This window comes from Pseudomonas arsenicoxydans (assembly GCF_900103875.1).
Lineage (GTDB): Bacteria > Pseudomonadota > Gammaproteobacteria > Pseudomonadales > Pseudomonadaceae > Aquipseudomonas > Aquipseudomonas arsenicoxydans.
Genome location: NZ_LT629705.1, coordinates 5752899 through 5765483, shown reverse-complemented (window position 1 = coordinate 5765483; position 12585 = coordinate 5752899). Strand labels below are relative to the sequence as shown.

General features: G+C 58.6%; 13 protein-coding genes. 11 read left to right on the top strand and 2 right to left on the bottom strand.

What is annotated here, in order from left to right:
• Positions 1 to 57: 57 nt before the first annotated feature.
• Positions 58 to 861 (top strand): IclR family transcriptional regulator, encoded by an 804-nt coding sequence (locus BLQ41_RS26940; RefSeq protein WP_090186684.1) that lies wholly within the window; start codon positions 58 to 60, stop codon positions 859 to 861.
• Here BLQ41_RS26940 and BLQ41_RS26935 read toward each other — a convergent pair.
• Positions 858 to 1910: an NAD(P)-dependent alcohol dehydrogenase gene (locus BLQ41_RS26935; RefSeq protein ID WP_090186682.1), complete on the bottom strand. Its 1053-nt coding sequence runs from the start codon at positions 1908 to 1910 to the stop codon at positions 858 to 860. The two genes, BLQ41_RS26940 and BLQ41_RS26935, sit on opposite strands and share 4 nt — an antisense overlap.
• A 191-nt stretch (positions 1911 to 2101) precedes the next feature.
• On the opposite strand from BLQ41_RS26935, the gene BLQ41_RS26930 reads away from it, so the two are divergent.
• Positions 2102 to 2992 carry an AraC family transcriptional regulator gene (locus tag BLQ41_RS26930; protein ID WP_090186679.1) on the top strand — a complete coding sequence of 297 codons (891 nt, stop codon included), beginning with the start codon at positions 2102 to 2104 and terminating at the stop codon, positions 2990 to 2992.
• Between the two features lie 86 nt (positions 2993 to 3078).
• On the opposite strand, the gene BLQ41_RS26925 is transcribed toward BLQ41_RS26930, so the two are convergent.
• Complete coding sequence (locus BLQ41_RS26925; RefSeq protein ID WP_090186676.1) at positions 3079 to 4743, bottom strand: electron transfer flavoprotein-ubiquinone oxidoreductase; 1665 nt, start codon at positions 4741 to 4743, stop codon at positions 3079 to 3081.
• Between the two features lie 546 nt (positions 4744 to 5289).
• On the opposite strand from BLQ41_RS26925, the gene BLQ41_RS26920 reads away from it, so the two are divergent.
• The 9 genes from BLQ41_RS26920 to BLQ41_RS26880 all read left to right on the top strand — a co-directional run bounded on the left by BLQ41_RS26920 (position 5290) and on the right by BLQ41_RS26880 (position 12419).
• Positions 5290 to 6039, top strand: coding sequence for an electron transfer flavoprotein subunit beta/FixA family protein (locus BLQ41_RS26920; protein ID WP_090186674.1), 750 nt, complete (start codon positions 5290 to 5292; stop codon positions 6037 to 6039).
• A complete protein-coding gene (locus BLQ41_RS26915; protein WP_090186671.1) occupies positions 6040 to 6969 on the top strand; it encodes an electron transfer flavoprotein subunit alpha/FixB family protein in 930 nt (309 codons plus the stop codon).
• A gap of 193 nt (positions 6970 to 7162) precedes the next feature.
• A complete protein-coding gene (locus tag BLQ41_RS26910; RefSeq protein WP_090186668.1) occupies positions 7163 to 7990 on the top strand; it encodes a substrate-binding periplasmic protein in 828 nt (275 codons plus the stop codon).
• Between the two features lie 9 nt (positions 7991 to 7999).
• Positions 8000 to 8356 carry a DUF4398 domain-containing protein gene (locus BLQ41_RS26905; protein WP_090186667.1) on the top strand — a complete coding sequence of 119 codons (357 nt, stop codon included), beginning with the start codon at positions 8000 to 8002 and terminating at the stop codon, positions 8354 to 8356.
• A complete protein-coding gene (locus BLQ41_RS26900) occupies positions 8353 to 9165 on the top strand; it encodes an OmpA family protein (protein ID WP_090186664.1) in 813 nt (270 codons plus the stop codon). The genes BLQ41_RS26905 and BLQ41_RS26900 overlap by 4 nt, the downstream gene beginning before the upstream one ends.
• Positions 9166 to 9366: 201 nt before the next feature.
• Positions 9367 to 10806: an aminotransferase-like domain-containing protein gene (locus tag BLQ41_RS26895; protein WP_090186661.1), complete on the top strand. Its 1440-nt coding sequence runs from the start codon at positions 9367 to 9369 to the stop codon at positions 10804 to 10806.
• A gap of 77 nt (positions 10807 to 10883) precedes the next feature.
• Positions 10884 to 11354, top strand: coding sequence for a translation initiation factor 2 (locus BLQ41_RS26890; RefSeq protein ID WP_090186659.1), 471 nt, complete (start codon positions 10884 to 10886; stop codon positions 11352 to 11354).
• 163 nt (positions 11355 to 11517) lie between these two features.
• On the top strand, positions 11518 to 11772 hold the full coding sequence (locus BLQ41_RS26885) for a YkgJ family cysteine cluster protein (RefSeq protein ID WP_090186656.1): 255 nt from the start codon (positions 11518 to 11520) through the stop codon (positions 11770 to 11772).
• 41 nt (positions 11773 to 11813) lie between these two features.
• The gene (locus tag BLQ41_RS26880; protein ID WP_090186654.1) at positions 11814 to 12419 is read left to right on the top strand and encodes an START domain-containing protein; all 606 of its coding nucleotides are present in this window, start codon (positions 11814 to 11816) and stop codon (positions 12417 to 12419) included.
• Positions 12420 to 12585: the final 166 nt, after the last annotated feature.

Below are 12585 nucleotides of genomic sequence, written 5' to 3'. Positions count from 1 at the left end.
CCGCCGTCGGGCGACCATAATGCCGCCCGTTCACTCGCTCAACGGTAAAGGCTGGATATGCAGGAAGACGCCCCAAAAATCGCCAAGGACGCCGCGCCGACCGGCACCCAGACACTGCTTCGCGGTCTGGGTGTGGTTCAGGCCGTGGCCAGTGGCGCCCGCGATCTCAAGGAAATCGCCCGGTTGATCGGTACGACACGCAGCACCACTCATCGTCTGGCCAGTTGCCTGGTGGACGAGCGCTACCTGCGCGTGGTGCCGCAAGTCGGATATCTGCTGGGGCCGAAGCTGATCGAACTGGGTTTTCAGGCGCGCGAAGAATTGCCGTTGGTGACGCTGGCGGGTCCCTATCTGGATGAGTTGTCGGCGTTGACGGGCGACACCATTCACCTGGCGATACGTGAAGGTGACGAGGTGCTGTACCTGCACAAGAATCCGGGGCGCAATGGCCCGGAAATGCGCTCGCGGGTCGGCCATCGCATGCCGTTGGCGCGCACCGGGATCGGCAAGGCGTTGATGCTCGATGACACGCAGGAAGAATGGAAAAGGCTGTACGAAGTCAGTCTGCCGGCGGGTGGGAAAAATCAATTCTGGCCGCAGCACCCGGAGCAGTCCTGGGAGCAATTTCAGCAGCGCATGATCGAGTATGTCGCGGGTGGTTATGCCTTCGACCTCGAAGACAACGAACCGTCGATCCGCTGTGTCGCGGCGCCGATCCGCGATGCCAGCAAGCGCATCGTCGCCGGCATCAGCATCGCCAGCACCGTGCCGTACATGCCGCTGGAAAAAATGGCCGAGCTGATTCCCCTGATCAAAGGGGTCACGGCCCGGCTCTCGGCGGAGCTTGGCGCTAAGGTTTAGACCTTCAGCGTCGCCATGTCGATCACGAAGCGGTACTTTACGTCACCGGCAATCATGCGGGTGAACGCTTCGTTGATCTGATGGATGTTGAGCATTTCGATGTCGCAGGTGATGTCGTGTTCGGCGCAGAAATCCAGCACTTCCTGGGTTTCGGCAACGCCGCCGATCAACGAACCGGCGAGCACCCGACGGCCCAACACCAGTTTGGCCGCGTGGACCGGTGGATCAATCGGCTCGATCAAACCCACCAGAATGTGCACGCCGTCGAAACGCAGGGTGTCGAGGTAGGGGTTGAGGTCGTGCTGCACCGGAATGGTATCCAGCAGGAAGTCGAAATGACCGGCAGCTGCCTTCATCTGCTCGGCATCGGTGGACACGATCACGTGGTCCGCACCTTGGCGACGACCTTCTTCAGCCTTGCTCGCCGAGCGGGTGAACAGCGTGACTTCGGCGCCCATCGCCTTGGCAAACTTGATACCCATGTGGCCGAGGCCGCCCATACCGAGAATCCCGACCTTATCGCCCGCTTTCACGCCGTAATGCTTGAGCGGCGAGTAGGTGGTGATGCCGGCGCAAAGGATCGGCGCGGCGCTGGCCAGGTCGAGTTTTTCCGGGATGCGCACCACGAAGTGTTCGCTGACCACGATGCTGTCGGAGTAACCGCCCATGGTGTTGCTGCCATCGACCCGGTCCGGGGTGGCGTAGGTCATGGTCGGACCTTCGAGGCAATATTGCTCAAGGTTGGCCTGGCAGGCTTCGCAACTGCGGCAAGAATCGACCATGCAGCCCACGCCGACCAGGTCGCCGATTTTGTGCCGGGTGACATTCGCACCGACGGCGGTAACTTTGCCTACGATCTCGTGACCAGGCATCAGTGGGTAAACAGCAATGCCCCACTCGTTGCGGGCCTGATGGATGTCGGAATGGCAGACGCCGCAGTAAAGAATATCGATGGCAACGTCGTCAGCACGAGGGCTGCGGCGTTCGAATTTTACGGGGGCGAGGGGAGTGGTGGCCGACTGGGCGGCGTATCCGATGGCGGTGTACATGAGGAACCTCGCAAAAGCAGTGACAGGTGAGGCGACGCATTTTGGGCGCCGTGCCGGCCACCGGCCATGGCGATTCCTCCGGGTGTCATGCCTAATCCTCCGGCATCAGCCTTTAATGGGGTGCATTGGCGATCAGACCTGCGATGATGCTTTCATCCCTTTTTCCGCAACTTTTTTGGTGAAGAACTCCCATGTTGTTGACCCGTCATCTCGACGCCAATGCCACGTTGGTTTCGTTGATCCAGCCGCTGACCACTCGCGACGGCTTTGCCCCTACGGCGTTGCCGGGCGTGCAGGTTTTGCGGGCCAGTTGTGATGTGGCGCGTGGTCCACAGATCTACGAGCCGAGCCTGGTGATCATCGCCCAGGGCAGCAAACTGGCGTACCTCGGGCCGCGAACCCTGGAATATGGCGCCGGGCATTATCTGATCCAGGCATTACCGGTGCCTTTCGAGTGCGAAACGTTTTCAGCGCCGGACGGGCCGATGCTCGGGGTTTCGATTGCCATTGATCGGGTCTTGCTCGGTGAGTTGGTGTTGGCCATGGGATTGGCGCCGGGGCGCAATATTGCTGCGCAAACGCCAGAGTCGATGGCCTCGGCCGTGCTCGACGATGACATGCGCGGTTGCGTGGAGCGATTGTTGCGTTGCCTGCACGATCCGCAGGAATGCCAGATCATGGGGCCGGCGCGATTGCGCGAATTATTGTTCGTCGCGTTACGCGGTCCGCAAGCGGATGTATTGCGGGCGCTGGTGGAGCAGCAGGGGCAGTTCGCCAGGATTGCGGCCTCGCTCAACCATCTGCACGGGCATTACACCGAACCGCTGAACGTCGAGACGCTGGCCAGTTGCGCGAACATGAGTGCGTCGACCTTCCATGAGCATTTCAAGCGCAGCACCTTGTTGTCGCCGGTGCAGTACTTGAAGCGCTTACGCTTGCTCAAGGCACAGCAATTGTTGCTCGCCGAAGGCCTGGGTGTGGCGCAAGCGGCGCATCGAGTGGGGTATCAGAGCACGTCGCAGTTCAGTCGCGAGTACAAGCGCTACTTCGAGCGTAATCCAGGGGATGAGCGCGCTGCTTGAGTTGGTAATGAGGCTCTGTGGTGTGGCTTGAATGGCGGGCAACAAAAAGGCCCCCGTTCGGGAGCCTTGATGTTCAGGCGTTCGGCTTACATGTTCGGGTAAGTCGGGCCGCCAGCACCTTCCGGCGCCACCCAGGTGATGTTCTGTGCAGGGTCCTTGATGTCGCAGGTCTTGCAGTGAACGCAGTTCTGGGCGTTGATCTGGAAGCGTTTTTCGCCGTCTTCCTTGGTCACCACTTCGTACACGCCGGCCGGGCAGTAACGCTGGGCTGGTTCATCGTACAGCGGCAGGTTCTTGCCGATGGGGATGCTCGGATCGGTCAGCTTCAGGTGGCACGGCTGTTCTTCTTCATGGTTGGTACCGGAGATGAACACCGAGCTGAGTTTGTCGAAGCTGATCTTGCCGTCGGGTTTCGGGTAGTCGATCTTCTTGCAGTCCGCCGCGAGCTTGAGGCAAGCATAATCCGGCTTGGTGTCGTGCAAGGTGAACGGCAGTTTGCCGCCGAAAATGTTCTGGTCGAGCCAGTTGAAACCGCCGCCAACGATGGCGCCGAACTTGTGGATCGCCGGGCCGAAGTTGCGGCTGGAGAACAGTTCGTCGTAGAGCCAGCTCTTCTTGAATGCGTCGACGTAAGTGGTCAGTTCTTCGGTGCCGTCTTTCTCGGCGAACAATGCATCGGCCACGGATTCAGCGGCGAGCATGCCGGACTTCATCGCCGTGTGGCTGCCTTTGATCTTGGCGAAGTTCAGGGTGCCCAGGTCGCAACCGATCAGAGCGCCACCCTTGAACACCATCTTCGGCAGCGAGTTCAGGCCGCCTTTGCAGATGGCGCGTGCGCCGTAACTGATGCGCTTGCCGCCTTCCAGGTACTGCTTGAGCACCGGGTGATGCTTGAGGCGCTGGAACTCGTCGAACGGCGACAGGTAGGTGTTGCTATAGGAAAGATCGACAATCAGACCGACGACCACTTGGTTGTTTTCCAGGTGATAGAGGAACGAGCCACCGGTGTTCTCGGTGCCCATGATGTCCATCGGCCAACCGGCGGTGTGGACCACCAGGCCAGGCTGGTGCTTGGCCGGATCAACTTCCCAGATTTCTTTCAGGCCGATGCCGTAGTGCTGGGCGTCAGCCTCGCTGTCGAGGTTGAAGCGCTTGATCAGTTGCTTGCCGATGTGGCCACGGCAACCTTCGGCGAACAACGTGTACTTGCCACGCAGCTCCATGCCTGGGGTGTACAGGCCTTCTTTCGGGTGACCTTCGCGGTCGACCCCCAGATCACCGGTGATGATTCCGCGCACCACGCCGTTCTCATCGAACAGCGCTTCCTGGGCGGCGAAGCCCGGGTAGATTTCCACGCCCAGATTCTCGGCCTGCTGGGCGAGCCAGCGGCACAGGTTGCCCAGGGAGATGATGTAGTTGCCTTCGTTGTGCATGGTCTTGGGCACAAAGAAGTCTGGAATTTTTTGCGCGCTGTCGGCGTTCTTGAGAACGAAGATGTCATCGCGGGTGACTGGCGTATTCAGCGGGGCGCCGAGTTCTTTCCAGTCCGGGAACAATTCGTTCAGGGCGCGCGGTTCGAAAATCGCGCCGGAGAGGATGTGAGCACCGACTTCGGAGCCTTTTTCGACCACGCAGACGCTGATTTCCTTACCGGCTTCAGCGGCCTTCTGCTTCAAGCGGCAGGCGGCGGAAAGACCAGCGGGGCCGGCACCGACGATGACGACGTCGAATTCCATGTATTCGCGTTCCACAGGTTATCTCCTACTCAAGGCTCAACAGTTTTTTTTCTAATTGGAGGTTTGGTGTCGCATCCATGAATGACTGCTCAACGCGCAGCACGGACAATCGATTGACCACCTTTCTCTTTGGGTGGCGCATTATATCTACACCACTCCTAGCGTCCAATACAAACGTTTGTTTGAATTGGCTCAAAGCCAGAGAAATCAAAGTCACGCGGCTTATGAACGGCCATTTTGCCGTATTGACCGGAATAAGCGTTCCGGTCAAGATACGGTCGGTTTTGCACTCGCCGTAGGCTGACTGTTGGTATCAAGAGCACCTCTAAAGACAGGGCGATGGCAGTACAAGGTGATTTGTTGCGCAGATTTGGCGCGCAGTTTACACGCCGCGATAATAAATGACTTGTCGGTCACCACTGACGAACGGTCATCTGCCTCGTGAGCAAGGTCACCCGATACACCTGCCAGCGTTTTTAGAGGTGCCCTTGCGCCGATGAGCATCAAACCGCCAGGTTCGCCTAGGCGACTTTCTTTTCACCGGAGAGTAACGAGGAATCCATGAAGGTTCTTGTAGCTGTCAAACGCGTTGTGGATTACAACGTCAAGGTTCGCGTCAAGGCGGACAATTCCGGCGTCGACCTCGCCAACGTCAAGATGTCGATGAACCCGTTCTGCGAAATCGCAGTGGAAGAAGCCGTACGCCTGAAAGAGAAAGGTGTTGCGACTGAAATCGTCGTCGTCTCCGTAGGCCCGTCCACCGCTCAAGAGCAACTGCGCACTGCGCTGGCTCTGGGTGCCGACCGTGCCATCCTCGTCGAATCCGCTGAAGATCTGACTTCCCTGGCCGTTGCCAAGCTGCTCAAGGCTGTTGTCGACAAGGAACAGCCTCAGCTGGTGATCCTTGGCAAACAAGCCATCGACAGCGACAACAACCAGACTGGCCAGATGCTCGCTGCATTGAGCGGCTACGGTCAGGGCACCTTCGCATCGAAAGTCGAAGTGTCCGGCGACACCGTTGCCGTGACCCGCGAAATCGACGGCGGCGCGCAGACAGTTTCCCTGAAGCTGCCGGCCATCGTCACCACCGACCTGCGTTTGAACGAGCCGCGTTATGCGTCCCTGCCAAACATCATGAAAGCCAAGAAGAAGCCTCTCGAAGTGCTGACTCCGGACGCTTTGGGCGTTTCCACCGCCTCCACCAACAAGACCGTGAAAGTCGAAGCGCCAGCTGCACGCAGCGCGGGTATCAAGGTCAAGTCGGTGGCTGAACTGGTCGAGAAACTGAAAAACGAAGCGAAGGTAATCTAAATGACTATCTTGGTTATTGCTGAACACGACAACAAAGTAGTGGCCCCGGCCACACTGAACACCGTGGCCGCTGCCGCCAAAATCGGCGGTGACATTCACGTTCTAGTTGCCGGCCAGGCCGTTGGCGCCGTGGCTGAAGCCGCAGCGAAAATCGCAGGCGTGACTAAAGTGCTGGTGGCCGACAACGCTGCCTACGCTCACCAGTTGCCGGAAAACGTCGCTCCTCTGGTTGCAGAGTTGGGCAAGGGCTACAGCCACATCCTGGCTGCCGCCACTTCCAACGGCAAAAACATCCTGCCGCGCGTAGCCGCTCAGCTGGACGTTGACCAGATCTCCGAGATCATCTCGGTCGAAAGCGCTGATACCTTCAAGCGTCCGATCTACGCCGGTAACGCCATCGCCACCGTTCAATCGAACGCTGCCGTGAAAGTCATCACCGTGCGTGCTACCGGTTTCGATCCAGTTGCTGCCGAAGGTGGCTCCGCTGCTGTTGAAGCGGTTGCTGCTGCACACGACGCTGGCACTTCGAGCTTCGTCGGCGAAGAACTGGCCAAGTCCGATCGTCCTGAACTGACCGCTGCCAAGATCGTCGTTTCCGGCGGTCGAGGCATGCAGAACGGCGACAACTTCAAACACCTGTACGCCCTGGCCGACAAGCTGGGCGCTGCCGTCGGTGCTTCGCGCGCCGCGGTCGACGCAGGTTTCGTACCCAACGACATGCAGGTCGGTCAGACCGGCAAGATCGTTGCTCCACAGCTGTACATCGCCGTCGGTATCTCCGGCGCGATCCAGCACCTGGCCGGCATGAAAGACTCCAAAGTGATCGTTGCGATCAACAAGGACGAAGAAGCGCCGATCTTCCAGGTGGCCGATTACGGCCTGGTGGCGGACTTGTTCGAAGCCATCCCTGAGTTGGAGAAGCTGGTCTAATCCGGCTGCTTCACTTATAAAGAGCCCGGCCTGTTGGTCGGGCTTTTTTTTGTTCTTTTGTAGGAGCTGTCGAGTGAAACGAGGCTGCGATCTTTTGATCTTGGGATTCAAGTGGGCCTGAAAGGATCGCAGCCTCGTTTCACTCGACAGCTCCTACAGCTGGCATAACCGGGATTGAGAGGAGTATTTGGGCATGGATCTGCGTCTCGTGTGGGGCTTGCTGGGATTAGCGGTATTGCCGGCGCTGTCCAGCGCGGCGGGCAAATGCGAACGCCTGGTGGTGACCGGCAGTCCGGACGCACCGCCCTACCTGTGGCAAGACCCGCAGAACCCCAAGCACTTGATCGGTGCCAGTGCTGACCTGTTGCAACAGGTGGCGGGGGAGATGGGCATCAAGGTCGAGCTGCTTTATGCCGGCAAGCGCTCACAGGCACTGGATGAAGTGCGCAGCGGGCGCATGGACATGCTGGCCGACGCGCCTCTCACCACCAGTGAACTGGAAACCCTGGATTACATCCATCCGCCGCTGCTGGAAAATGATTACCTGGTCTGGACCCGTAAAGACTCGGCGCTGGTCTATAACCAAGCGCTGGATCTCCATGGCCATCCCGGCGCGCTGTCGGAAAGGTCTCGAATGACCCAGGCATTTGGCACTTTCGCCGAGCAGCAATTGACCTTGGTACGCACTCCAAACCTGACCCAGGCCTTTCAGAAATTGCTGCTGGGGGAGGTGGAATTCGTCCTCGCCGGGCGCTACTCGGGCATGGCCGCCGCGCAGGCACTGAGCATGGCCAATGACCTGATCCCTCGCCCGCAACCGGTCGACAAGCCCGGCCTGTTCCTCGCGGTTTCCCACAACTCCGCCTGCAACGATCCTTGGTTACGCGGACAGCTGGCCAAAAAGATGACAGAATTGCCCGCGTCCGGACTGACGGAGGCTGTGTTGCAACGCAACATCGAGCGTTGGAAAGCGCAGCAGCAACAACCGCAGCAACTGCCTGTCAGTACCCCAAAACAGTAGGGATTTTTAGTGAGTATTCGACCTCTTTTCGCTGCCCTGGCCGTTCTGGCTCTGGCGGGTTGTGCAGCCGATCCGGCGCCGAATGAACAAATACGCTTGACCGAACAGACCCTCGAACAAGCCAAGGCCGTTGGCGCCACTGCCGACGATGTGCCGGAATTGAAGCTGGCCGAAGAAAAGTTTTCCCGCGCCCAGGGCGACATGGCCGATCATTCGTACAAGCATGCGCGCATGCGGGCCGAGCAGGCCGAGCTGGATGCGCGCCTGGCTGAAGCGAAAGTGCTGACGCTCAAGAGCGAGGAGCAGTTGAACGTGCTCAACACCCGCATCACTCGTCTGCGCAAGCAACTGGGAGATGCCCAATGAGCCTCACGTCCAAAGCACTCGGCGGTTTGATCCTCGCAGGTTGCGCGAGCCTTTATGGTTGCGCCGGTCAACACAGCGAGACCGCGCTGCAGCAGGCCGGCAGCGACTTCCAGAAGGTCAAGGAAGACTCCAACGTGCTGCGAATCGCTCCCAAGGATGTGATCCGCGCCGGTGAGTCCCTGGCCCGCGCCGACCGGCTTTCCAGCTATTGGGGCAGCGGTGCGGACGTGGTGCATTACGCGTACCTGAGCCAGCGCTACAGTGAAATCGCGCGTGAACATACCAATCAAGTACTCAACGAAGAGCGCGCGGCGAAGCTCGAACTGGAGCGTCAGCGCCTGCAACTGGCCTTGCGTGAGTCCAAGTTGCTCAGCGTGCAGCAGCAGGGCAAGTGGCTCGAAGAACAGATCGTTGCACTGGCGACCACGCAGACCGATCGCGGTCTGGTGATGACCCTGGGTGACGTGCTGTTCGATACAGGTGAGGCGGAGTTGAAGAACTCGGCGAACCGTGTGGTGCTCAAGATCGTGCAATTCCTGCAACTCAATCCCAAGCGTGTGGTTCGCATCGAGGGCTACACCGACAGCACTGGCGGCAAACAGGACAACCTCAAGCTGTCCCGTGACCGTGCGCAGTCAGTAGCGGATGTGCTGATGGACCTGGGTATCGACGATAAACGTATCAAAGTCGAAGGCTACGGCGATGAATACCCGGTGGATGTGAACGCTTCCGAGCGTGGTCGCGCGCAGAACCGACGGGTGGAAATTGTGTTCTCCGACGAAAAAGGCCAGCTCGGCGCCGCCCGCTAAGGACCGCGTCACTGGAAAACCCGGCCTGCCTGTCAGCGCCGGGTTTTTTTACGCCTGCCAATAGCTTCACAAAGCAGTACAGTTTTTGCTGACACTGCACTGTACGGTCGACTATTGTGGCAACTGTCCCAGTACACTTCTAAACTGTTCCGGTATTGTTTCACACAAGAATAAAATGCCCGTGAAATCGAGTGCTGCGTCATGACCAATCTCTTGCTCTACCAACGTATTGCTCAGCAACTGGCCGAAGACATCCGCCGTGGCGTCTATCAGCCAGGGGAGCGCGTGCCTTCGGTACGCAAGATGAGCTCGCAGCTCAACGTCAGCCATGCGACCGTGTTGCAGGCTTACGCCAACCTTGAGGATCAAGGGCTGATCCGCGCCCGGCCACAGTCCGGTTACTACGTACACCAGACGCCGGCCCTGACCGCGCCGACCCCGGATATTGCCCGGGTCGAGCGCCCCGGCCTGGTCACGCGCAGCAGCATCATTCAACAAGTGCTCGTCGAGTCGCGCCGCGAGGGTGTTTTTCCCTTGGGGGCGGCGGTGCCAAGCGTCGACTATCTGCCGGTCCGCGCCTTGCACCAGCAGTTGGCCAAAGTCACCCGTTTCCATAGCCCGCGGGCTTTCAGCTACATGTTCAGCCCCGGTTTCGAACCGTTGCGCCGGCAGGTGGCGATCCGCATGCGCGATGCTGGCGTTGTGGTCGACCCGTCCGAAGTGGTGATCACCCACGGTTGCGTTGACGCGTTGCAGATGTCACTGCGGGTGCTGACCCGGCCTGGCGATCTGATTGCAGCCGAATCACCGACCTATTATGGATTGCTGCAGCTGGCCGACCTGCTGGGCCTCAAAGTCATTGAAATCCCGAGCGACCCGGCGACGGGCATGAGTCTCGAAGCCCTGCAACTGGCCGCTAACCAGTGGTCGATCAAGGCGCTGGTACTGACCACTCGTCTGAGCAATCCATTGGGCGGCACCATGCCTGAAGAGCGGCAGAAACAACTGCTGCGCCTGGCTTCGGATTTCGATATCCAGATCGTCGAAGACGACATTTATGGCGAGCTGATGTTTGAGCAGGGGCGCACCAAGTCCCTGAAAGCCTATGACCGGCTGGATCGCGTGATTTATTGCTCAAGCTTCTCTAAAACCCTGTCACCGGGCGTGCGCATTGGCTGGATGATCGCCGGCAAGTATCAGCAGGAAATTCAGCGTTTGCAGACCTTCAGCACGCATTCGGCGTGCAGTGTCACGCAAATGGGGATCGCCGCTTACCTGGAGAACGGCGGTTACGACCGTCACCTGCGCTACATTCGTCAGGAATATCGCAAGAACCTCAGCGCGTTCCAGCTGGCCGTGCAGCAGTATTTCCCGGAAGGCACGCAAATGACCCGGCCTACCGGCGGTTTTATTCTATGGGTCAGTCTGCCGGGGCGGGTCAACACTCAGGAACTGCATGTGCGTGCTTTACAGCAGGGCATCAGCATTGCGCCGGGGTTGATTTTCAGTAATACCGAGCAGTTCAATCACTGCATTCGGCTGAACTGTGGCATACCGTGGAACCGTGAAGCCGAGCGTGCATTGATGACATTGGGAATGTTGGCGACTCAGCTTTGCCAGGAGACGGCCGGCGGCATTTGAAGAGAGCCTGTCCATGCTTGTCTTGTTGCGCGCAACAGGCGAGCATATGGCCCTCTGCCGTTAGACCTGTTGGGTCCATGAAACCGATTTATCCTGCCATCTGGCTGTCGTTATGCCTGTTGATGACCTTTCACGCCGAAGGCGTCATGGGCGCTTCCGTTCAGGAAAAACCGGTAGCCAGTACATCCTCGAAGAAAGCAGCTCCTGTAAAAAAAGTCGCGCCGGTGAAAAAGAAGCCGACGGTGAAAAAGCGCCCGCCCATTGCCTCCAAGTCAAAATCGGCCAGCGAAGTGGTGAAAACCCCACTTCCTCCGGTCAAACTGGACTTGAGCTTGCCTCAAGGCATGGTTGAAGAGCTGAAGCCGATCGGCACGGTGCCGTTGCCCCGGCACGATGCGGTGTTGCCACAAATGTTTGGTGACAAGGCGAGCAGCAGCCCATTTCAGCTCAACGGCCGTCTGCTCAACAACGAAATGCAGTTGCAACGGCGTAACGAAGAACGCCGGGATGTCGAAGGCGCAGCACTGGATTTCGAGTTCAAGCAGTAAACGCCACTGATTCGTGACCCGCGACGCAGACGCTTTGTCGGAGACTGGTCGGTCACGCTCGTTTGAGTGCAAAAACCCCGGTCCAGGTAATTTTAAACGGCTGTTTTAGCGGTTACTCTGTGCCTCGTCCTTTAACACATTGCCCCGCGAGGAGCTTTTCGTCATGAAGTGCCGTGAAGGCTGTGGCGCCTGTTGCATTGCCCCTTCCATCAGTTCGCCGATTCCCGGCATGCCCAATGGCAAAGCCGCTGGCGAACGTTGTATCCAGCTATCGGTCGATAACTTGTGTCGCCTGTTCGGAATGCCGGAGCGTCCGGCGGTCTGCTCGGCATTTGCAGCCGATGTCGAAGTCTGCGGAAGCAGCAGTGACGAAGCGATCAAGTTGTTGGGTTGGTGGGAGCAAGAAACGGCGGCGTGATGTGTTCAACGAACGGAACTTCAACAATAAGGAATAAGACTATGGGTTCGCTGCATCGTATGGCTGTGCTGTGTGGTTTGACGGTGGTGCTGGCCACCTCGGCGGCACACGCCGAAGACTGGAAAGTTGCCAAGAACGAAGACGGTATCAAAGTATCCCTGAGTGAAGTGGCCGGCTCTGACTACAAGGCCTATCAAGGCGTTACGATGATGAAGACCACCGTCGCCAAACTGCGTGCACTGCAGGAAGACGTGGCCGGCGCCTGCGCCTGGATTCACGACTGCAAGACCCAGAAACTGCTCAAGCACGAAGGCGATCAGAATTGGACCTACACCCAGTTCAATACGCCATGGCCGGTAACTCCGCGTGATTCGGTATTGCATGTCACCACCACTGAAGGCGCCGACGGCAGCCTGACTCGCAAACTCGAAGGCGTGCCGAAGTACATTCCGGAAGAAAAAGGTTTCGTGCGGGTCACCAAGGTCGACGGTTTCTGGAAGTTCGTACCCAAGGGTGACCAGGTTGAAGTGACCTATCAGGTGCACACCGAGCCAGGCGGCAGCATCCCGTCGATGGTGGCCAACAAGTTCGTGGTCGATGCACCATTCAACACGCTCAAAGCCCTGAAGGAACGCGCCGAGAAGTAATCGAGCGGCGCTTTCATGTAACGCCCCGACTTTTCGGGGCGTTTGCATTTCTGACGGGGGTGAAACGGGTTTATTTTGTTTCTGGATATACGTTGCACGAAATTTTCACAAAGCCTCCAAGACAATCCGCCCGATCAGCCTGCCAAACAGTAATCATTGGCAATGA

What these genes read in the sequence shown, in the direction of transcription:
- BLQ41_RS26940 (WP_090186684.1), top strand. Translation starts at nt 58, where the DNA reads ATGCAGGAAGACGCCCCAAAAATCGCCAAGGACGCCGCGCCGACCGGC.
- BLQ41_RS26935 (WP_090186682.1), bottom strand. Translation starts at nt 1,910, where the DNA reads ATGTACACCGCCATCGGATACGCCGCCCAGTCGGCCACCACTCCCCTC.
- BLQ41_RS26930 (WP_090186679.1), top strand. Translation starts at nt 2,102, where the DNA reads ATGTTGTTGACCCGTCATCTCGACGCCAATGCCACGTTGGTTTCGTTG.
- BLQ41_RS26920 (WP_090186674.1), top strand. Translation starts at nt 5,290, where the DNA reads ATGAAGGTTCTTGTAGCTGTCAAACGCGTTGTGGATTACAACGTCAAG.
- BLQ41_RS26915 (WP_090186671.1), top strand. Translation starts at nt 6,040, where the DNA reads ATGACTATCTTGGTTATTGCTGAACACGACAACAAAGTAGTGGCCCCG.
- BLQ41_RS26910 (WP_090186668.1), top strand. Translation starts at nt 7,163, where the DNA reads ATGGATCTGCGTCTCGTGTGGGGCTTGCTGGGATTAGCGGTATTGCCG.
- BLQ41_RS26900 (WP_090186664.1), top strand. Translation starts at nt 8,353, where the DNA reads ATGAGCCTCACGTCCAAAGCACTCGGCGGTTTGATCCTCGCAGGTTGC.
- BLQ41_RS26895 (WP_090186661.1), top strand. Translation starts at nt 9,367, where the DNA reads ATGACCAATCTCTTGCTCTACCAACGTATTGCTCAGCAACTGGCCGAA.
- BLQ41_RS26890 (WP_090186659.1), top strand. Translation starts at nt 10,884, where the DNA reads ATGAAACCGATTTATCCTGCCATCTGGCTGTCGTTATGCCTGTTGATG.
- BLQ41_RS26885 (WP_090186656.1), top strand. Translation starts at nt 11,518, where the DNA reads ATGAAGTGCCGTGAAGGCTGTGGCGCCTGTTGCATTGCCCCTTCCATC.
- BLQ41_RS26880 (WP_090186654.1), top strand. Translation starts at nt 11,814, where the DNA reads ATGGGTTCGCTGCATCGTATGGCTGTGCTGTGTGGTTTGACGGTGGTG.